Origin of the sequence: Serpens gallinarum, assembly GCF_014836765.1 — a bacterium.
In the GTDB taxonomy this organism is placed as follows: domain Bacteria; phylum Pseudomonadota; class Gammaproteobacteria; order Pseudomonadales; family Pseudomonadaceae; genus Serpens; species Serpens gallinarum.
The window spans coordinates 51,520-72,496 of sequence record NZ_JACSQG010000003.1 but is presented as its reverse complement, the minus strand read 5'-3'; the positions used below and the strand labels follow the sequence as shown (position 1 = coordinate 72,496).

The window sequence follows — 20,977 nt, the reverse complement described above, 5'->3', positions numbered from 1 at the left end:
CGCTGGAGGCCAAAGGCTGAAGGCTGGACGAACAAGCGACTCGGAGATCGTTCACCTCAAGCCCTTAGCCTCCGGCGCCAGAAAGAATCCTATTTAGACCCGCGCAAGCGGGATGAGAAGACCTAGAAATGGCCACTATCCACGTAGACGGCAAAGACTACGAAGTCGACGGAGCGGACAACCTGTTGCAGGCCTGTCTGTCGCTCGGTCTCGACATCCCCTACTTCTGCTGGCACCCGGCGCTCGGTAGCGTCGGTGCCTGCCGCCAATGCGCGGTCAAGCAGTACAGCGACGAAAACGACACCCGCGGCCGGCTGGTCATGTCCTGCATGACCCCGGCCACCGACAACAGCTGGATCTCCATTGATGACGAGGAAGCCAAGGCGTTTCGCGCCAGCGTCGTCGAATGGCTGATGGTCAACCACCCGCACGACTGCCCCGTGTGCGAGGAAGGCGGACATTGCCATCTGCAGGACATGACCGTGATGACCGGCCACAACCAGCGCCGTTATCGCTTCAGCAAACGCACCCACCAAAACCAGGAGCTCGGCCCCTTCATCGCCCACGAGATGAACCGCTGCATCGCCTGCTACCGCTGCGTGCGTTACTACAAGGACTACGCCGGCGGCACTGACCTTGGTGTGTTCGGTGCCAACGACAACGTGTATTTCGGGCGTGTCGAAGACGGCGTGCTGGAAAGCGAATTCTCGGGCAACCTCACCGAGGTTTGCCCAACCGGCGTGTTCACCGACAAGACCCACTCCGAACGCTACAACCGCAAGTGGGACATGCAGTTCGCACCGAGCATCTGCCATGGCTGCTCGGCAGGTTGCAACATCAGTCCCGGCGAACGCTACGGTGAAATTCGCCGTATCGAGAACCGCTTCAACGGTGCGGTGAACCACTACTTCCTGTGCGACCGGGGCCGCTTCGGCTACGGCTCCGTCAACCGCGAGGATCGGCCACGCCAGCCGCTGCTGGGCACTGCAACGCTCGGCGTCGATGCCGCCCTGGACAAGGCCGCCGAGCTGCTCAAGGGCAAATCCCTGATCGGCATCGGATCGCCCCGCGCCAGCCTGGAAAGCAACCATGCGCTGCGCGAATTGGTCGGCGCCGACCGGTTCTACAGCGGGATCGCCGCTGCCGAACTGGACAACATCCGCCTGATTCGCGAGCTGATGCAGAACGGCCCGTTGCCCGTGCCCTCGATGCGCGACATCGAAAGCCATGATGCGGTGTTCATTCTCGGCGAAGACCTGACCCAGACTGCTGCCCGTATCGCCTTGGCGGTCCGCCAGGCGGCCAAGGGCAAGGCCACTGAAATCGCCGCCTCGATGAAGATTCAGGAGTGGCACATGGCGGCCGTGCAGAACGTCGCACAAAACGCCCTGCATCCGGTCTTCATCGCCAGCGTCGAGGAAACCCGCCTCGACGACATCGCCGCACAATGCGTGCATGCCGCACCGGCCGACCTGGCCCGCCTCGGTTTCGCCGTGGCCCATGCCATTGACCCCAGCGGCCCGGCGGTCGAAGGCCTGGAAGCGGAAGCCTGCGAATTGGTGCAACAGATCGCCGATGCCCTGCTGGCCGCCAGGCGCCCGCTGCTGATCAGCGGCGCCTCGCTGGGTGACAAATCCCTGATCGAAGCGGCCGGCAATATTGCCCAGGCGCTAAAGAATCGCGAGAAAAAGGCCTCCATCAGTTTGGTGGTGCCAGAGGCCAACAGCCTCGGCCTGGCCCTGCTGGGTGGCGAATCCGTAGATGCTGCGCTGGACGCGCTGATCGACGGCAACGCCAACGCCGTAGTCGTGCTGGAAAACGACCTGTACCGGCGCGCCGACCAGGCCAAGGTGGATGCCGCACTGGCAAACGCCCAGGCCGTTATCGTTGCCGATCACCAGCAGACCGCGACCACCGCCAAGGCCCATCTGGTGCTTTCAGCCGCCAGCTTCGCCGAAGCCGATGGCACCCTGGTCAGCCAGGAAGGCCGTGCGCAGCGCTTTTTCCAAGTGTTCGAGCCCAGCTACTACGACAGCAGCATCCTGGTACGCGAAGGCTGGCGCTGGATGCATGCGCTGCATTGCACACTGCAAGGCAAGGCTGTGGACTGGACCACCCTGGACCATGCAACTGAGTCCTGTGTGGCCGCCAATCCGCAGTTGATCGGCATTCAGAATGCCGCGCCCCACGCGTCGTTCCGCATCAAGGGCTTGAGGATGGCCCGCTCGCCGCTGCGCTACAGCGGTCGCACCGCCATGCGCGCCGACATCAGCGTGCATGAGCCGCGTCAGCCGCAGGATGTGGATTCGCCGTTCGCCTACTCCATGGAAGGCTATTCGGGCTCCGCAGAAGACCGTCAGCAAATTCCCTTCGCCTGGTCACCGGGCTGGAACTCGCCGCAGGCCTGGAACAAATTCCAGGACGAAGTCGGCGGCCACCTGCGTGCAGGCGATCCGGGCGTTCGTCTGCTCGACCATGTCCGCCAGAATCGCGATTGGCATTCGGTGCCGGCTGCGTTCTCACCGGCTCCCGGCACCTGGGAAGTCGTACCCCTGCATCACCTGTTCGGCAGCGAGGAAACCTCCGCACTCGCCGCACCGATCCAGACGCGCATCCCGCAGGCGTATGTGGCCCTGGCCGAGGCTGAAGCCAAGCGCCTGGGCGTGGCCGAAGGCGAACTGCTCAGTCTCAAGGTTGCCGATCAACCTCTGCGCCTGCCGGTACGCATCAGCACCGCGCTAAGTATCGGCCTGGTCGGTCTGCCCGTCGGGCTGGCTGGCCTCCCGGTCTTGAGCCCCGGCTGCCTGGCCACTGAACTGGAGATCTCCCGATGAGTTGGCTGACTCCCGAGGTGATCGACGTGATCATCGCCGTCATCAAGGCCCTGGTTATCATGCTGGCAGTGGTGGTGTGCGGCGCCTTGCTGAGCTTCGTCGAACGCCGCCTGCTGGGCTGGTGGCAGGACCGCTACGGCCCTAACCGGGTCGGACCGTTCGGCATGTTCCAGATCGCTGCGGACATGATCAAGATGTTCTTCAAGGAGGACTGGAACCCGCCGTTCTCCGACCGTCTGATCTTCACCCTGGCGCCGGTGGTGGCCATGGCCTCGCTGCTGCTGGCCTTCGCCATCGTGCCGATTACCCCAACCTGGGGCGTGGCGGACCTGAATATCGGTATTTTGTTCTTCTTCGCCATGGCCGGTCTCACCGTGTATGCGGTGTTGTTCGCCGGCTGGGCGAGCAACAACAAGTTTGCCCTGCTCGGTGCACTGCGTGCTTCGGCGCAGACGGTGTCCTACGAGGTGTTTCTCGGCCTGTCGCTGATGGGCATCGTCGCCCAGGTCGGCTCGTTCAACATGCGTGATATCGTTGACTACCAGCAGCAGCACCTATGGTTCATCATTCCGCAGTTCCTGGGCTTCTGTACCTTCTTCATCGCCGGCGTCGCGGTCACCCACCGCCACCCGTTCGACCAGCCGGAAGCCGAGCAGGAATTGGCCGACGGCTACCACGTCGAATATGCGGGCATGAAGTGGGGCATGTTCTTCGTCGGCGAATACATCGGCATCGTCACCATTTCCGCGTTGTTGACCACACTGTTCTTCGGTGGCTGGCACGGGCCGTTCCTGGACACCCTGCCGTGGCTGTCGTTCTTCTGGTTCGCGATCAAGACCGCCTTTTTCATCATGCTGTTCATCCTGCTGCGCGCTTCGCTGCCGCGTCCGCGCTATGACCAGGTGATGGCCTTCGGCTGGAAGTTCTGTCTGCCGCTGACCCTGCTCAACCTGCTGGTGACCGGCGCACTCGTGCTGGCGGCCCAGTAAGGAGAAATACCATGTTCAAATACATCGGCGAGGTGCTGCACGGCACCTACACCCAGCTGCGCAGCCTGGTGATGATCTTCAGCCACGGCTTTCGCAAACGCGACACCCTGCAGTACCCGGAAGAAGCGGTGTATCTGCCGCCACGCTATCGCGGCCGCATCGTGCTGACCCGCGACCCTGATGGCGAAGAACGCTGCGTGGCCTGCAATCTCTGCGCGGTGGCCTGCCCGGTGGGTTGCATCTCCCTGCAGAAGGCCGAGACGCCGGACGGTCGCTGGTTCCCGGAATTTTTCCGCATCAACTTCTCGCGCTGCATCTTCTGCGGCCTGTGCGAAGAAGCCTGCCCGACCACCGCGATCCAGCTCACGCCGGACTTCGAGCTGGGCGACTACAAGCGCCAGGATCTCGTATACGAGAAGGAAGACCTGCTGATCTCCGGCCCCGGCAAGTACCCCGACTACAACTTCTATCGCGTCTCCGGCCTAGCCATTGCCGGCAAGCCCAAGGGCGCCGCGCAAAGCGAAGCGGAGCCAGTCAACGTCAAGGGGTTGATGCCATGAGGCAGCGCGTAGCACGTTCCCTTGGGGAAGGATTCGATGAAAAGCGCTGGCGGCTGGAAAGCGGGACGATCAGCACGGCTTTTTCGTTCAGCTTTCAGCCTTTCGCCTTCCAGCGCCCGAGGAGCTTCTGATGGAATTCGCGTTTTACTTTTCGGCCGGTATCGCTGTGGTGTCCACCTTGCGGGTGATCACCGGCAGCAACCCGGTGCATGCCCTGCTCTACCTGGTCATTTCCCTCTTGGCCGTGTCGATGTGCTTTTTCAGCCTCGGTGCGCCCTTTGCCGGCGCGCTGGAAATCATCGTCTACGCCGGCGCCATCATGGTGCTGTTCGTGTTCGTGGTGATGATGCTCAACCTCGGTCCGGCCACGGCCGGCCAGGAGCACGCCTGGATGAAGCCGGGGGTTTGGATCGGCCCTGGGCTGCTGGCCCTGATTCTTTTGCTGCAATTGCTCTGGGCCTTGTTCGCCGCCCCCGAGTACGCTCCGCTGGGCCTGACCACGGTAGGCCCCAAGGCGGTGGGTATTTCGCTGTTCGGCCCGTACCTGCTGGTTGTGGAACTGGCCTCCATGTTGCTGCTGGCGGCATTGGTCGCTGCCTATCACCTAGGCCGCCATGAGGCGAAGGAGTAACGCCATGCAATCAATTCCACTGGAGCACGGCCTGGCCCTTGCCGCTGTGCTGTTCTGCCTCGGCCTGGTCGGCCTGATGGTCCGCCGCAACATCCTGTTCATGCTGATGAGCCTGGAGGTGATGATGAACGCCGCCGGCCTGGCCTTCATTGTCGCGGGCAGCCGCTGGGAGCAACCCGATGGGCAGGTCATGTTCATCCTGGTGATCACCCTGGCCGCCGCCGAAGCCGCCATCGGCTTGGCGATCCTGTTGCAACTGTATCGCCGCTTCAACACCCTGGATGTCGATGCTGCTAGCGAGATGCGCGGATGAATCTTCTATTTCTGACCTTCGTTTTCCCGCTGATCGGTTACGTGCTGATGGCCTTTTCCCGCGGTCGCACTTCCGAGAACTTAGCGGCGATCATTGGCGTCGGCTCGGTCGGCCTGTCGGCATTGACCACCGCCTGGATCATCTGGCAGTTCAACGTTGCCCCACCCGAGGGTGGCGTGTTCACCCAGCACCTCTGGCAATGGCTGGATGTGGCCGACTTCAGTGTCGCCGTCGGCCTGCACCTGGACGGCTTGGCGCTGACCATGCTTGGCGTGGTCACGGGCGTGGGCTTCCTGATCCACCTGTTCGCCAGCTGGTACATGCGCGGTGAAGAGGGTTACTCACGCTTCTTTGCCTACACCAACCTGTTCATCTTCAGCATGGTGTTGCTGGTGCTGGGCGATAACCTGCTGCTGCTCTACTTCGGCTGGGAAGGCGTGGGGGTCTGCTCCTACCTGCTGATCGGTTTCTACTACAAGGAACGCAAGAACGGCAACGCGGCGCTCAAGGCCTTCGTCGTCACTCGTGTCGGCGACGTGCTGATGGCCTTCGGCCTGTTCATCCTCTTTGTCCAGCTCGGCACGTTGAACATTCAGGAGTTGCTGACGCTGGCACCCCAGAAATTCGCCAGTGGCGATCTGTGGATCAGCCTGGCGGCCCTGGCCCTGCTCGGCGGTGCGGTTGGCAAATCCGCCCAGCTGCCGCTGCAGACCTGGCTGGCCGACGCCATGGCCGGTCCGACTCCGGTATCGGCGCTGATCCACGCGGCGACCATGGTAACCGCAGGCGTCTACCTCATCGCGCGCACCCACGGCATCTTTCTGCTGGCACCCGAGGTGCTGGAACTGGTGGGCATCGTCGGCGGGGTGACCCTGGTGCTGGCCGGCTTCGCCGCCCTGGTACAGACCGACATCAAGCGCATCCTCGCCTACTCGACCATGAGCCAGATCGGTTACATGTTCCTGGCCCTGGGCGTTGGCGCCTGGGATGCGGCGATTTTCCACCTGATGACCCATGCCTTCTTCAAGGCCCTGCTGTTCCTGGCTTCCGGCTCGGTGATCAATGCCTGCCACCACGAACAGAACATCTTCAAGATGGGCGGTCTGTGGAAGAAGCTGCCACTGGCCTACGTCAGCTTCATCGTCGGCGGTTCGGCGCTGGCCGCGCTGCCGCTGATTACCGCCGGTTTCTATTCCAAGGATGAGATTCTTTGGGAAGCCTTTGCCAGCGGTCACGGCGGCCTGCTGTATGCCGGCCTGGCGGGTGCCTTCCTGACATCGCTGTATACCTTCCGGCTGATCTTCATTGCCTTCCATGGCGACGCGAAGACCGATGCGCATGCCGGTAGTGGCCTGGCCCACAACCTGCCGCTGATCGTGCTGATCATCCTCTCTACCTTCGTCGGTGCGCTGATCGTGCCGCCGCTGGCCGGTGTGCTGCCGGAAAGCGTCGGACACGCCGGCGGCGCCGCCAAACACAGCCTGGAAATCGCCTCTGGGGCAATCGCCCTGGCCGGTATCGTGCTCGCCGCCATGTTGTTCCTGGGCAAGCGCAGCCTGGTCACCGCCCTTGCACAAAGCGCGCCTGGCCGTTTGCTGAGTGCCTGGTGGTTCGCCGCCTGGGGCTTCGACTGGCTCTATGACAAAGTGTTCGTACAGCCCTATCTGCTGATGTGCCGCCTGCTCGGTCGCGACCCGGTGGACGCCAGTTTCGGCCTGGTGCCGCGCCTGGCGCGTGGCGGGCACGGCTCACTAAGCCGTAGCCAGACGGGCCAGCTACGCTGGTATGCCCTGTCCATCGTTGGCGGAGCCGTGCTTTTGCTCGGCGTCGTTCTGCTCTGAATCTGCGCAAGGACTCGAACTCGTGATTCTGCCCTGGCTAATCCTGATTCCCTTTATCGGCGGCGTGCTCTGCTGGGTCGTCGAACGTTTCGACAAGACCCTGCCGCGCTGGATCGCCCTGTTGACCATGGGCCTGTTGCTCGGCATCGGCCTCTGGTTGTGGAGCATCGGCAACTACCAACTGGCGCCTGCCCCCGGTGCCGAGGCGCAGTGGGCCTTTGAATTCAAGCATGTGTGGATCGAGCGCTTCGGCATCAATCTGCACCTTGCCCTGGATGGCCTGTCGCTGCTGATGGTCGTACTGACCGGCCTGCTCGGTGTGCTGTCGGTGCTGTGCTCCTGGAAAGAGATCCAGCGCCATGTCGGCTTCTTCCACCTCAACCTGATGTGGATTCTCGGCGGTGTGGTCGGCGTGTTCCTCGCCCTGGACCTGTTCCTGTTCTTCTTCTTCTGGGAAATGATGCTGGTGCCGATGTATTTCCTCATCGCGCTCTGGGGTCACAGTTCCAGCGAAGGCAAGAAGTCGCGCATCAACGCCGCCACCAAGTTCTTCATCTACACCCAGGCCAGTGGCCTGATCATGCTGGTGGCGATCCTCGGCCTGGTGCTGGTTAATTACCACAACACCGGCGTGCTGACCTTCGATTACGCGCTGCTGCTCGACGCCGAACTGGCACCCGGCACCGAGTACCTGCTCATGCTCGGCTTCTTCATCGCCTTCGCGGTGAAGTTCCCCATCGTGCCGCTGCACTCCTGGCTGCCCGATGCCCACGCCCAGGCACCGACCGCAGGTTCCGTGGATCTGGCCGGCATCCTGTTGAAAACCGCCGCCTACGGGATGATCCGCTTCGCCCTGCCGCTGTTCCCCAATGCTTCGGCGGAATTCGCGCCGATTGCCATGGCGCTGGGTCTGATCGGCATTTTCTACGGTGCCTTCCTGTCCTTCGCACAGACCGACATCAAGCGCCTGGTGGCGTATTCGAGCATCTCGCACATGGGCTTCGTGCTGATCGGCATCTACTCCGGCAGCCAGCTCGCCCTGCAGGGTGCGGTGGTACTGATGATTGCCCACGGCCTCTCCGCGGCCGCACTGTTCATCCTGTGCGGTCAGCTCTACGAGCGCCTGCATACCCGCGACATGCGAGAAATGGGCGGTTTGTGGAAGCGGCTGGCGTGGCTGCCAGCGCTGAGCCTGTTTTTTGCCGTCGCCTCTCTGGGTTTGCCCGGCACCGGCAACTTCATTGGCGAGTTCCTGATTCTGTTCGGCGCCTTCGCCGCCAACCCCTGGATCGTGGTTATTGCCACCTTTGGCCTGGTGTTCTCGTCGGTCTACTCGCTGATCATGGTGCACCGCGCCTACTTCGGGCCTTCCAAGAGCGAGCAGATCCTGCACGGCCTGGATGGCCGCGAACTAGGCATGGTGCTACTGGTCGCGGTCCTGCTGATCCTGCTCGGCATCTATCCACAGCCGGTGCTCGACGTTTCCCAGGCGACCATGACAGGCGTGCAGCAGTGGTTCAGCGCCGCCTTCTCCCCACTCGTTTCGGCTCGGTAGTCGCGTTATGGAATTTACTCAACAACACTTCATTGCCCTGCTGCCGCTGCTAATCACCTGCGCCACCGTCGTGGTGGTGATGCTGGCGATCGCCTGGCGGCGTAACCATCGACTCAGCTACGTGCTGTCTGCGGCCGGCCTGATCCTGGCGCTGCTCTCCATCGCACCAGCGTCCCAAGTGGCCCCGCTGGAAGTGACCGGACTGTTGATGCTGGACAGCTTCGCCTTCTTTTATACAGGGCTGATGCTGGTAGCGACGCTGGTGTGCGTCACCCTGGCCCACGCCTATCTGGGAGAAAAACCCGGCACCGGCGGCTTCCCGGGCAACCGCGAGGAGCTTTACCTGCTCATGCTGTTGGCGGTGGCCGGCGGCATCGTACTGGTTAGCGCCCAGCACCTGGCGGGCTTGTTCATCGGCTTGGAACTGCTTTCCGTACCGGTCTACGGACTGGTGGCTTATGCCTTCTTCGACCGCCGCTCCCTGGAAGCCGGCATCAAGTACATGGTCCTGTCTGCTGCCGGCTCAGCCTTCCTGCTGTTCGGCATGGCGCTGCTGTATGCCGAGTCGGGTAGCCTGAGCTTCGCCGGGATCGGCGCCAGCCTGGCGGCCCAGGGCTCTTCTGCCTTGGTGCAGGCCGGCATCGGCATGATGCTGGTGGGCTTGGGCTTCAAGCTGTCGCTGGTGCCCTTCCACCTGTGGACGCCCGACGTGTACCAAGGCTCGCCGGCACCGGTGGCGACCTTCCTGGCCACCACCAGCAAGGTTGCGGTGTTTGCCGTGCTGCTGCGCCTGTATCAGATCTCCCCAGCCACCAGCGGCGGCTGGCTGAACGACGGCCTGACCCTGATCGCCATCGCCTCGATCCTGATCGGCAACCTGCTGGCCTTGAACCAGAGCAACCTCAAACGCCTGCTCGGTTACTCGTCCATTGCCCACTTCGGTTACCTGCTGGTGGCCCTGATCGCCAGCAAGGGCCTGGCCGTGGAAGCGATCGGCGTGTACCTGGTGACCTATGTGCTGACTACCCTCGGCGCCTTCGGGGTGATCACCCTGATGTCCAGCCCGTACAAGGGCCGCGACGCGGACGCCCTGTTTGAATACCGTGGCCTGTTCTGGCGGCGCCCTTACCTGACAGCGGTACTCACGGTGATGATGCTGTCCCTGGCCGGCATTCCCATGAGCGCGGGCTTCATCGGCAAGTTCTATGTGATCGCTACGGGTGTCGAGGCTGAACTCTGGTGGCTGCTGGGTACCCTGATTGTGGGTAGCGCCATCGGTCTCTTCTACTATCTGCGGGTGATGGTCACCCTGTTCATGGTCGAACCGGGCATGCGCCTGCGCATGCCGCCGATCAACTGGGCGCAACGAGCCGGCGGCATCATGCTGCTGTTCATTGCAGCCCTGGCCTTCTTCCTTGGTGTCTACCCGCAACCGTTGTTGCAAATAGCACAGGCCGCAGGCCTGTAAACGCAAAAAGGCGGTGCTGTTCAGCGCCGCCTTTTCGTTTTTTCTTCGTTCCGCTTTCCCATCATCACACTGCATCACGGCCGAAACCGGCCTGGTGACTTCCGTTTCGGTGCGTCTGTTACTCCAACGCCTCTTCAGGTTCGCGGTCGATAAACAGTCCCCACGACGACATGAATAGCGCAGCAATCAACGGCCCGATGACAAAGCCATTGAGACCGAACAGTGCCAACCCGCCCAACGTGGAAATCAGCACCACGTAGTCCGGCATCTTGGTGTCCTTGCCCACCAGGATCGGACGCAGCACGTTGTCTACCAGGCCGATCACGCAAATCCCGTACAGCGTCAGGATCAAGCCGTGCCAGAAATCGCCACTGACGAAGTAATAAATCGCCACGGGTGTCCAGATCAGCCCCGCCCCCACTGCCGGCAGCAGCGACAGGAAAGCCATCACCACGCCCCACAGCAGCACGCTGGGGATACCTAAAAACCAGAATATCAGCCCGCCCAGCGCGCCCTGGGTGATCGCCACCACCACATTGCCTTTCACCGTAGCGCGCACCACACGGGTGAACTTGCTGAACAGACGGCGCTTTTGCTCGTCTTCCAGCGGGATGGCCTCGCGCATCTTGGCCACCAGTTGCCGGCCATCGCGAATCAGGAAAAACAGCAGGTACAGCATGACCGCGAATACGATCAAGAACTCGAAGGTGCCCTGCCCGAAACTGAAGGCCTTGGTCGCCAGGAACTGACTGCCTTGCAGCGCATAGCCAGACAATTGTTCGCGCACATCCTGCAAATCGCCCAGACCCACACGCTGCAGTTGGCTCTGAATACTCTGCGGCAACATGTCGCGAAATTGCACCAGATAAGCGCCAATATCCAGTTCGCCGCTTTCGATCCGCTGATAGAGCGCCGCTCCTTCCTGCACCAGCAGCGTGGTGATGATCGCCATAGGCAGCACAGCAATCAGCAGCGTTGCCAACAGAGTCAGCAAGGCCGCCAGGTTGGGCTTGCCCCGAAACCGACGCGCCAGGCGCCGCTGTAGCGGTGCGAACAGGATGGCCAGAATCACTGCCCAGAACACCGCCCCATAAAAGGGGAACAGTACCCAGCAGAACGCAATGGAAACCAGCAGGAGCAACGCCAGAAAGACCTTGTTCTCTAGAGTGGGGTTGTTCATGTAGCTCCCTTGTTTGAACGGCTTTGGGTGAATGCGAGAATCCTACCGGCATTAAGACCTCCGGGCAGGCAAAAAGAGCGCTGCCGTATGGCCTAGTTGAATTCTGTGACTGAGGTATAAAAATAAGGAAGCCAGAAACAACAAAGCCTGCCGTATTGGCAGGCTTTGTCAGCCGGGCGAGTTGCTACTCTTTGGCAAATCAGTAGTAGGCGTTTTCCCGGTTACTGTGGTCGGTAATATCACGCACGCCTTTCAGTTCCGGGATACGTTCCATCAGGGTCTTTTCGACGCCATCCTTGAGGGTGGTATCGACCATGCCGCAGCCCTGGCAGCCGCCGCCAAATTGCAGGACGGCGATACCTTCATCGACGATATCCACCAGGCTGACCTGGCCGCCGTGGCTAGCCAGCCCAGGATTGATCTCGGTCTGCAGGTAGTAGTTGATGCGCTCGGTCATTGGACTGTCTTCGCCGATCATCGGTACCTTGGCGTTCGGCGCCTTGATGGTCAGCTGACCGCCCATGCGGTCGGTGGCGTAATCAACCACGGCATCTTCGAGGAAGGGCTCGCTGATCCCGTCGATCCAGGCGACGAACGATGCCAGCGACAGCGCGGTGTCTTCCGGTTTCTGCTCGCCTGGTTTGCAGTAGGCGATGCAGGTTTCAGCGTAGGGAGTACCCGGCTGAGTGATAAAAACTCGGATGCCAATTCCCGGCGTGTTCTGCTTGCTGAGCAGATCGGCCAGATAGGCTTCGGCGGATTCGGTGATGGTAATGGCGCTCATGGCAACTCCTCGCAGAACATGTGCGCAGTGTACGCCAATTGGGTTATGCCCGGTAAGTCCCAGTGTTTTGGTCGGGTAAGCAAAATGCTCAGCACATGCCACGCAAGCACCTTGCAGGGTTGGCTGTCACAAGTTCTGGTAACGGTTCATGTCCAGCATTCCCGCTTCGCGCGGCTCGGTTTCCTGCAAGTAGGCTGGCAGGTCATTGAAGTAACGCCAGAAATCGGGATGGCTGCGCCGAATACCCCAGCGGTCGACCACTCGCTCGAACGCCTGCCCTCCCTTTGCCCGTTCCAGCGCCTCGACAAACGCCGACACATCCGCTGCAGGCAGGTTGAACAGGAAGTTGGGGTAACTGCTGAGAATCCCCGGAAAAATCGTCAGCGTGTCCTGCTCGGGCTGATAACGCAGCGATTCACCCAGCATGAAGGCCACGTTGCTGTGCGCTCGGTTGCGCAACACGCTGTAGATCTCCCGGGAGCCGTCGGGCAGCTCGACCCGCAACAGAGTAGCCTCTGGCAATTGGCGAATGAATGGCAACTGCGCCGCGGGCGTGGCAGCGAGGCGGCTTAGTGCTTGCTCCACCGCCTGCAAGGGTTGCGCGATATCAGGGCGGTAACAGTGTTGCCCCGAGCAACGATTGATCGGATCGGCACGGGCGTTGATGTTGGCCAGGCGCTGCAGCAACTGATCGGCGAATGCCTGCTTCGCGTCCTGACTGGCCGGCAGCGCCAGACGACTTTTGGTTTGGGTGTCGATGCCTGTGTAGGTCAGCCACAGCTTGAGCTTGCCACTGTTTTCGTACCAGCTGTTGAGCAGCGTCTGCCGAGACTCGGCCGGCAACAGGCGCAAGAAATTGAGCTCGGCGCCATTGCGGATCAGGTCGAAATACAACCGCGTCTGCGCCTGGTGGGAGACGTTGCCGAACACGTCGAAATTGACCACCAACTGGTAATAGGTGCGCTCCAGCAGCGGGTAATCCATCCACCACAGCGTCTGCGGCACCTCGCCGAGCAGCCCCTTGCGCACCGAGGCGCTGTCCTGCTGACGAAAAACAGTCAGCAGCGCATTGTCATTGCCTCGCCACAGGTGCTCCCATTCCGCCGGCACGCCACTGTACATCTGGCGGCGCAGGTTTTCGTACTGGTTGCGCTTCTCGCGATAGCCACCCCACAAGGTGAACAGATCACCAAGGCTATCCAGCTGACCCGGCATGCTCAGAAGCGGCGTAGCTTGGGCGCGGTAGGTGGCATTGGTGATGTACTCATCGTGATCGGGCGCCTGAAACATCACCCAGAACTGATCACGGATAACATCAGTGGCGATCTGCCCGCGACACACCGGGCCACGAATGAAGGTGCGCACGAAGTACTCGGCGTTATCCAGCATGAACTGGTAGCGCGCCCGCGCCGGAATCGTCTCGAACGTCGCAAAGGGATTGGCGCGCCGCTGCATGCCATAACCGGGCAGCGCACCGACCTGCCAGGCCTCGCTGAAGAACAGCTGCTTGACCCGTGCCAGCTTCTGCGCGCTCAACGGATAGGTGATGTGGGTCTTGTGCACGATGACGCCCTGAATCGGCAACAAACGGTAGTAGAACACCTGCCCCGGATCGTCATTGGGTCGCCGTGTGGCAATGGGGTCAACTGGCTGACCGCTGGGCGTGCGCGAGCGCACCAGCTGGAAGAAGTGCCCCTGCTCACCGTTGTCGAAATACAGATGAGCGAGGAACAGGTGTTCATACAGCCAGCGGCCGACCAGCTGTTCTCGGTCATTGGGGCCGTTGAGCAGCGCTTCCCAGTCGGCAATCTGCTGCTGCTCATCGACACTGGGTTGTAGCGGCGCCGTCTCCACGGGTGCACCCTGCTCCAGCCATTGCTGAAGGGTTGAATATTCCTCATCGTTGAGCCCGGTAACCGCAAAGGGCATGCCGGCCTGGGCATGCTTTTGCGCATAACCCTCGAACTCGCCGGGCAACGGACACTGGTTCTGTCGATAGATGCCGATATCCAGGTTCGCCGGCAGTTTGGCGTTGGCGACCGGGGGATTGGCCCTGCCAAGTTCCAGCATGCGTGCCATCAGCGCCGCCTGGTTGGGCTGGGCATCCAGCACCGAAAAGAAGTCCTTGCGCCGCCAGGCCGGCTCGCCATGGGCATCGAGGTACAGGCGCGTGGTCTCCTGCGCCTGGGTACGGGTGCCGTTGTATACCGGTAACTTGTGAGCTCCGCGCAGCACGCCTTCGTCACTGCCCAGATTCAGCTGGCACGGCGCGTCGTAACAGGCGTGGCAGGCCACACACTTGGCGGTAAAGATCGGCTGGATATCGCGCTGGTAAGACAACGGCTCGGCCGCTAGTGAACCACCCATTGCCAACAGCAGGCCTGCGAGCATTGCACGCCAGGTCATGGCACGGCTCCCTGAAAAATGTCCGCCATTCTATCCAGCACGGCTCTTTAGAGCGAATTGCACGTTTCGCGTTATAACGCTTGGATGAAGAAAGCCCCTTTGCTCAACATGAATACTTTTCACCTACAACCGCGCCCAGCTCAAAAGCCATGCAGCTTTGCTATCATTCGCGCTCTTTTGTTTTCCGCTTCCAGGTAGTTTTCCATGTCCAGTCTCAATGCCCGTCTCCAGGCCCTACAGCAAGCTCTCAAAGAGCGCATCCTGATCCTTGATGGCGGCATGGGCACTATGATCCAAAGCTACAAGTTGGAAGAAGCCGACTTCCGCGGCGAACGCTTCGCCGACTGGCCGCAGGACGTGAAGGGCAATAACGATTTGCTGCTGCTGTCCCGCCCGGAAGTCATCCAGGCCATCGAGCGTGCCTATCTCGATGCCGGCGCCGATATTCTAGAAACCAACACCTTCAACTCCACCCGGGTGTCCCAGGCCGACTACGGCATGCAGGAACTGGCCTATGAGCTGAACCGTGAAGGCGCCCGCCTGGCCCGTGAGGTCGCCGACGCCAAGACCCTGGAAACCCCAAATAAACCACGCTTCGTTGCCGGCGTCCTCGGCCCAACCAGCCGGACCTGCTCGCTCTCGCCGGACGTCAACAATCCGGGCTACCGCAACGTCACCTTCGATGAGCTGGTCGAGAACTACAGCGAAGCCACCCGCGGCCTGGTCGACGGCGGCGCGGACCTGATCATGATCGAAACCATCTTCGACACCCTCAACGCCAAGGCAGCGATCTTTGCCGTGCAGGGCGTGTTCGAAGAAGTGGGCATCACACTGCCGATCATGATTTCCGGCACCATCACCGACGCCTCGGGCCGTACCCTGTCCGGGCAAACCACCGAAGCCTTCTGGAACTCGGTACGTCACGCCAACCCGATCTCCGTGGGGCTGAACTGCGCCCTGGGCGCCAAGGAGCTGCGTCCGTACCTGGAAGAACTGGCCAGCAAGGCGGACACCCACGTGTCGGCCCACCCCAACGCCGGCCTGCCCAACGCCTTCGGTGAATACGACGAAAGCCCGGCAGAAACCGCGGCCGTGATCGAAGAGTTTGCCCAGAGCGGCTTCCTCAACATCGTCGGCGGCTGCTGCGGCACAACGCCTGCGCATATCCAGGCGATCGCCGAAGCTGTGGCCAACTACGCGCCCCGCGTGATCCCGGACATTCCCAAGGCCTGCCGCTTGTCCGGCCTGGAGCCGTTCACCATCGATCGCAACTCGCTGTTCGTGAACGTCGGCGAGCGCACCAACATCACCGGCTCGGCCAAGTTTGCGCGCCTGATCCGCGAGGACAACTACACCGAGGCGCTGGCCGTTGCCCTGCAGCAGGTCGAGGCCGGCGCCCAGGTGATCGACATCAACATGGACGAGGGGATGCTGGACTCGAAGAAGGCCATGGTGACCTTCCTCAACCTGATCGCCGGCGAGCCGGACATCTCCCGCGTGCCGATCATGATCGACTCCTCCAAGTGGGAGGTGATCGAAGCCGGTCTGAAGTGCATCCAGGGCAAGGGCATCGTCAACTCGATTTCCATGAAGGAAGGGGTCGAGGAATTCAAGAAGCACGCCCGCCTGTGCAAGCGCTACGGCGCCGCCGTGGTGGTCATGGCCTTCGACGAAACCGGCCAGGCTGACACCGCCGCGCGCAAGCGCGAGATCTGCCAGCGCAGCTACGACATCCTGGTCAATGAAGTGGGCTTCCCGCCGGAAGACATCATCTTCGACCCGAACGTCTTTGCCGTGGCCACCGGCATCGAGGAGCACAACAATTACGCGGTGGACTTCATCGAGGCCTGCGCCTTCATCCGCGACAATCTTCCCTACGCCCTGACCTCGGGCGGCGTGTCCAACGTGTCCTTCTCGTTCCGCGGCAACAACCCGGTACGCGAGGCGATCCACTCGGTGTTCCTCTATTACGCCATCCAGAACGGCCTGACCATGGGCATCGTCAACGCTGGCCAACTGGAGATTTACGACCAGATTCCACTCGACCTGCGCAACAAGGTCGAGGACGTGATCCTCAACCGCAGCGCCGGTGCCACCGAAGCCCTGCTGGCCATCGCCGAGGACTACCGTGGCGACGGTTCTGTCAAGGAAGTCGAGAACGAAGAGTGGCGCAGCCTGCCGGTCGACAAGCGCCTCGAGCATGCGCTGGTCAAGGGCATCACCACTTTTATTGTTGAAGACACCGAGGAATGCCGCCAGCAGTGCGCGCGGCCCATCGAGGTGATCGAAGGCCCGCTGATGGCCGGCATGAACGTGGTCGGCGACCTGTTCGGCTCGGGCAAGATGTTCCTGCCGCAAGTGGTGAAATCCGCCCGCGTGATGAAGCAGGCCGTGGCGCATCTGATTCCCTTCATCGAAGCGGAAAAAGGCGACAAGCCGGAGGCCAAGGGCAAGATTCTCATGGCCACGGTCAAGGGCGACGTGCATGACATCGGCAAGAACATCGTCGCTGTGGTGCTCGGTTGCAACGGCTACGACATTGTCGACCTGGGCGTGATGGTCCCGGCCGACAAGATCCTCAAGACCGCCATCGAAGAGAAGTGCGACATCATCGGCCTGTCCGGCCTGATCACCCCGTCGCTGGATGAAATGGTGCACGTTGCTCGCGAAATGCAGCGCCAGGGTTTCACCCTGCCGTTGATGATCGGCGGCGCCACCACCTCCAAGGCGCACACGGCGGTGAAGATCGACCCGCACTACAAGAACGATGCCGTGGTGTACGTCACCGACGCCTCGCGCGCCGTGGGCGTGGCCACCACCCTGCTGTCCAAGGAAATGAAGCCGGATTACGCGACCAAGATTCGCGAAGAGTACGCCGTGATCCGCGAGCGCACCGCCAACCGCGCCGCCCGCACTGAACGCCTGACCTATGAAAAGGCGATCGCCGCCAAGCCGCAATTCGACTGGAGCGGCTACACGCCGGTCAAACCGACCTTCACCGGCAGCAAGGTGCTGGAAGACATCGACCTCCGGGTGCTGGCCAAGTACATCGACTGGACGCCGTTCTTCATCTCCTGGGACTTGGCCGGCAAATACCCGCGCATCCTCACTGACGAGGTGGTAGGCGAAGCCGCCACGGCGCTGTTCGCCGATGCCCAGGCCATGCTGAACAAGCTGATCGACGAGAAACTGATCAGGGCCCGCGCCGTGTTCGGCTTCTGGCCGGCGAATCAGATCGACCAGGACGACCTGGCCGTCTACGGCGATAACGGCGAACAACTCGCCACCTTGCACCACCTGCGCCAGCAGACCATCAAGACCGATGGCAAGCCGAACTTCTCCCTGGCCGACTTCGTTGCGCCCAAGGACTCCGGCATCACCGACTACGTGGGTGGCTTCATCACCACCGCCGGGATCGGCGCCGAAGAAGTGGCCAAGGCCTACCAGGATGCCGGCGACGACTACAACTCGATCATGGTGAAAGCACTGGCCGACCGCCTCGCCGAAGCCTGCGCCGAGTGGCTGCACGAGCGCGTGCGTAAAGAGTACTGGGGCTACGACAAAGACGAAGCGCTGAGCAACGAAGATCTGATCCGCGAGCGCTACAAGGGCATCCGCCCGGCACCGGGTTATCCGGCCTGCCCGGATCACACCGAGAAAAAAGCCCTGTTCGCCCTGCTCGATCCGGCCGCCGAGTTCAATAAAGCCGGCGACAGCGGCGTGTTCCTCACCGAGCATTACGCCATGTTCCCCACCGCCGCCGTCAGCGGCTGGTACTTCGCCCACCCTGAAGCGCAATACTTCGCGGTCGGCAAGATCGACAAGGATCAGGTGGACAGCTACTCGCAGCGCAAGGGCCAGGACCTCGAGATCAGCGAACGCTGGCTGATGCCGAACCTCGGTTACGACGTCTGACGACCCGTAGGGTGGATGTCGCATTTTACATCCACCCTTGGTCCCGCACGGTGGACAACGAACAACGGTTGTCCACCCTACGTTCTCTACAGCGGATTGCCGGCCCGGTTAACGTCGCTTTTTTACATCCACCGCTGGTCCCGCACGGTGGACAACGAACAACGGTTGTCCACCCTACGTTCTCTATACCGGATTGCCGGCCCGTAGGGTGGATGTCGTTTTTTTACATCCACCGCTGTACCCCGCACGGTGGACAACACACAACGGTTGTCCAGCCTACGAATGGAACCCCAGAGGCCCGCACCAGCGGGCCTCCGTCTTTATAAGCCTTGTTCCCATGCACACCCTCGACCAACTGCGCCGTGGCGATCTGGCCGGCATTACCCGCCTTGATCTGTCCGCCAACCTCAGTGAGTTTCCCGAAGAGATCTTCGCGCTGGCCGACAGCCTGGAGGTGCTCAATCTCTCCGGCAACCAGCTGACCCGCCTGCCAGCCGACCTGTCGCGCCTGCACAAGCTGCGTATCCTGTTTTGTTCGGACAATCCCATCACTGAAGTGCCGGACGTGCTGGGCGACTGCCCGCATCTGGAAATGGTCGGCTTCAAGTCCTGCCGGATCGAACAGGTGCCGGCGGCCTCGCTGCCGCAGCGTTTACGCTGGCTGATCCTCACCGATAATCGCGTGCGGCACTTGCCGGATGAGCTGGGCAACTGCTCAGGCCTGCAGAAACTGATGCTCGCCGGCAACCAGCTTACGGCACTGCCGCAGGGCCTCGCCGACTGCCAACGCCTTGAACTGCTGCGCATGGCCGCCAACCGTTTCGAGACACTGCCGCCATGGCTGCTGGAACTGCCCCGCCTGTGCTGGCTGGCCTTTGCCGGCAATCCCTGTGTGGGTAGCCGCGAAACCGCAGCACTGGGAACTGCCATCTCACGCGCGGAGATTACCCTCGGCGAAGTGCTCGGCCAGGGCGCCTCCGGGATCATTCACGCCGCCGAGTGGCGGCACGCCGGCCAGCCCATGGCCGTCAAGCTGTTCAAGGGCCAGATGACCAGCGATGGCCTGCCCGACAGCGAAATGGCCGCTTGCCTGCAGGCTGGCGAACACGCCAACTTGATTCGCGTCGCCGGCCCGCTGGAAACCCTACCCGGCGACCTGCCCGGCCTGCTGTTGGAGCGGATCGATGCGTCCTACCAAACGCTCGCCGGCCCGCCTTCCCTGAGCAGTTGTACCCGCGATTGCTATGCCGAGGATCGACGCTTCACCGTGGCGAGCGCCTTAAGCATTGCACGTGGCGCCGCAGCCGCCGTTGGCCATTTGCATGGCCGAGGCATCCTGCATGGCGATTTTTACGCCCATAACCTGCTGGTCGATACCCATGGGCGCTGCCTGCTGGGCGACTTAGGCGCGGCGTCGTTCTTCGATCCGCACAGCCAGTCAGGACAACGGCTGCAACGCATCGAAGCGCGTGCCTTCGGCAACCTGCTGGAGGAACTGTTGCAACGCTGCGCCCCGGATGACCGGCCGCAGGCGCAAGCTGCGCTGCATGAACTGCACGCCCAGTGCACCCACGAGCTAGTCACGCAACGGCCCGCGTTTTCGGAAATCAACGAAGTCCTGGAAGCCATCAGCCCCTGAGCACAGGCATTAGCAGCTGCGTAGGGCCATTAATGCGGAGCGTGTCGAGAACACTGGCGATCGACTGCGCTTGAATGCCACCCTTTCAGCGTAAGGAGCATTCATGGGCATAGTGGTACTGATTTTCTTTGCGTGGCTTGTGCACCAGAACCACCGCCCCCTTCGCATGGCCGCGTTGTACACCGGCTTGATGGCCCTTCTGAGCCTGCTAGCGGGTGCTGGTCTGGGCACACTGCTGCTCAATGGGATGGTCACGCTGGCCTACATGAGCGGCTTTTTCTGGCTGCTGGATCGCTACTCGGACACCCTGGTCATCTGGTTTGCGCTGCTGTTCAGCGGCGCGCTGCTGTGGTTCGGCGCGGGCATCCTGCTGACCTGAGCCGCCTGATGCTGCACATCACATCAACTCAGCCGTGAAGGCGAACGCCGCACGATCTTGATCGAGCAATCCATCTTTGGCTTGCGGGTCACGCTGATTGCACGGGTCGTCACGGTATCCAGGGTGATGTTCCAGAAGCCGGTGCTGGGCACGGTGATCTTCGCCGGGAAGCGATCAAACGCGCCGCCATGGTAGGTATGCCGTCCGCCGTTCTTGAAGCTGCGAAAGTTCGCATCGTTCATCAGGCGAATGTTGCAGGGCTGCGAACACTGGATGACAACCAGGTCGTCTTCATTCAAATGCTCGCGTTGGTGTATGAATTTCATCGTCAGCTCCACGGGTGACACAGGGAATCACGCGGGAACACCCGCCTTGCACAGAAACATGCCGCGCGGCCGCCCAACGCATTGGGTGGTCAAGACGACAAGTCCGCACAAGCATGGATGCGCGCGAAATAAGGATTCAGGCTGCTTCCCGCAACCA

General features: G+C 61.7%; 15 protein-coding genes. 11 read left to right on the top strand and 4 right to left on the bottom strand.

Annotation, left to right across the window (positions count from 1 at the left end):
- Positions 1–128 precede the first annotated feature (128 nt).
- The 8 genes from nuoG (at position 129) to nuoN (ending at position 10,191) form a co-directional block, all read left to right on the top strand.
- A complete protein-coding gene (gene nuoG, locus H9642_RS07900; protein WP_251835890.1) occupies positions 129–2,834 on the top strand; it encodes an NADH-quinone oxidoreductase subunit NuoG in 2,706 nt (901 codons plus the stop codon).
- Positions 2,831–3,823, top strand: a complete 993-nt coding sequence (nuoH, locus tag H9642_RS07895) for an NADH-quinone oxidoreductase subunit NuoH (protein WP_251835889.1) — start codon at positions 2,831–2,833, stop codon at positions 3,821–3,823. Before nuoG ends, nuoH begins: the two co-directional genes overlap by 4 nt.
- Before the next feature lie 11 nt (positions 3,824–3,834).
- Positions 3,835–4,383, top strand: coding sequence for an NADH-quinone oxidoreductase subunit NuoI (gene nuoI / locus H9642_RS07890; protein ID WP_251835888.1), 549 nt, complete (start codon positions 3,835–3,837; stop codon positions 4,381–4,383).
- Between the two features lie 130 nt (positions 4,384–4,513).
- Positions 4,514–5,014, top strand: coding sequence for an NADH-quinone oxidoreductase subunit J (gene nuoJ / locus H9642_RS07885; RefSeq protein ID WP_251835887.1), 501 nt, complete (start codon positions 4,514–4,516; stop codon positions 5,012–5,014).
- A 4-nt stretch (positions 5,015–5,018) separates the two neighbouring features.
- Positions 5,019–5,327, top strand: a complete 309-nt coding sequence (nuoK, locus tag H9642_RS07880; RefSeq protein ID WP_251835886.1) for an NADH-quinone oxidoreductase subunit NuoK — start codon at positions 5,019–5,021, stop codon at positions 5,325–5,327.
- The gene (gene nuoL, locus H9642_RS07875) at positions 5,324–7,168 is read left to right on the top strand and encodes an NADH-quinone oxidoreductase subunit L (RefSeq protein WP_251835885.1); all 1,845 of its coding nucleotides are present in this window, start codon (positions 5,324–5,326) and stop codon (positions 7,166–7,168) included. Before nuoK ends, nuoL begins: the two co-directional genes overlap by 4 nt.
- A 22-nt stretch (positions 7,169–7,190) precedes the next feature.
- Positions 7,191–8,723, top strand: a complete 1,533-nt coding sequence (gene nuoM / locus H9642_RS07870; RefSeq protein WP_251835884.1) for an NADH-quinone oxidoreductase subunit M — start codon at positions 7,191–7,193, stop codon at positions 8,721–8,723.
- A 7-nt stretch (positions 8,724–8,730) separates the two neighbouring features.
- On the top strand, positions 8,731–10,191 hold the full coding sequence (gene nuoN / locus H9642_RS07865) for an NADH-quinone oxidoreductase subunit NuoN (RefSeq protein WP_251835883.1): 1,461 nt from the start codon (positions 8,731–8,733) through the stop codon (positions 10,189–10,191).
- A 118-nt stretch (positions 10,192–10,309) separates the two neighbouring features.
- Here nuoN and H9642_RS07860 read toward each other — a convergent pair whose 3' ends face one another.
- The 3 genes from H9642_RS07860 to H9642_RS07850 form a co-directional block, all read right to left on the bottom strand.
- On the bottom strand, positions 10,310–11,371 hold the full coding sequence (locus H9642_RS07860; protein ID WP_251835882.1) for an AI-2E family transporter: 1,062 nt from the start codon (positions 11,369–11,371) through the stop codon (positions 10,310–10,312).
- 199 nt (positions 11,372–11,570) lie between these two features.
- A complete protein-coding gene (gene nfuA, locus H9642_RS07855) occupies positions 11,571–12,155 on the bottom strand; it encodes a Fe-S biogenesis protein NfuA (protein WP_251835881.1) in 585 nt (194 codons plus the stop codon).
- 126 nt (positions 12,156–12,281) lie between these two features.
- Positions 12,282–14,561: a fatty acid cis/trans isomerase gene (locus H9642_RS07850; RefSeq protein WP_251835880.1), complete on the bottom strand. Its 2,280-nt coding sequence runs from the start codon at positions 14,559–14,561 to the stop codon at positions 12,282–12,284.
- A gap of 204 nt (positions 14,562–14,765) precedes the next feature.
- Here H9642_RS07850 and metH point away from each other — a divergent pair, with 204 nt between their 5' ends.
- The 3 genes from metH to H9642_RS07835 all read left to right on the top strand — a co-directional run bounded on the left by metH (position 14,766) and on the right by H9642_RS07835 (position 20,494).
- Positions 14,766–18,476: a methionine synthase gene (gene metH / locus H9642_RS07845; RefSeq protein WP_251835879.1), complete on the top strand. Its 3,711-nt coding sequence runs from the start codon at positions 14,766–14,768 to the stop codon at positions 18,474–18,476.
- A 337-nt stretch (positions 18,477–18,813) separates the two neighbouring features.
- The gene (locus H9642_RS07840) at positions 18,814–20,115 is read left to right on the top strand and encodes a leucine-rich repeat-containing protein kinase family protein (protein ID WP_251835878.1); all 1,302 of its coding nucleotides are present in this window, start codon (positions 18,814–18,816) and stop codon (positions 20,113–20,115) included.
- Between the two features lie 103 nt (positions 20,116–20,218).
- Complete coding sequence (locus H9642_RS07835) at positions 20,219–20,494, top strand: hypothetical protein (RefSeq protein ID WP_251835877.1); 276 nt, start codon at positions 20,219–20,221, stop codon at positions 20,492–20,494.
- Between the two features lie 23 nt (positions 20,495–20,517).
- Here the strand turns inward: H9642_RS07835 and H9642_RS07830 are convergent, their stop codons facing one another.
- Positions 20,518–20,820, bottom strand: a complete 303-nt coding sequence (locus H9642_RS07830) for a DUF1883 domain-containing protein (protein WP_251835876.1) — start codon at positions 20,818–20,820, stop codon at positions 20,518–20,520.
- Between the last annotated feature and the right edge of the window lie 157 nt (positions 20,821–20,977).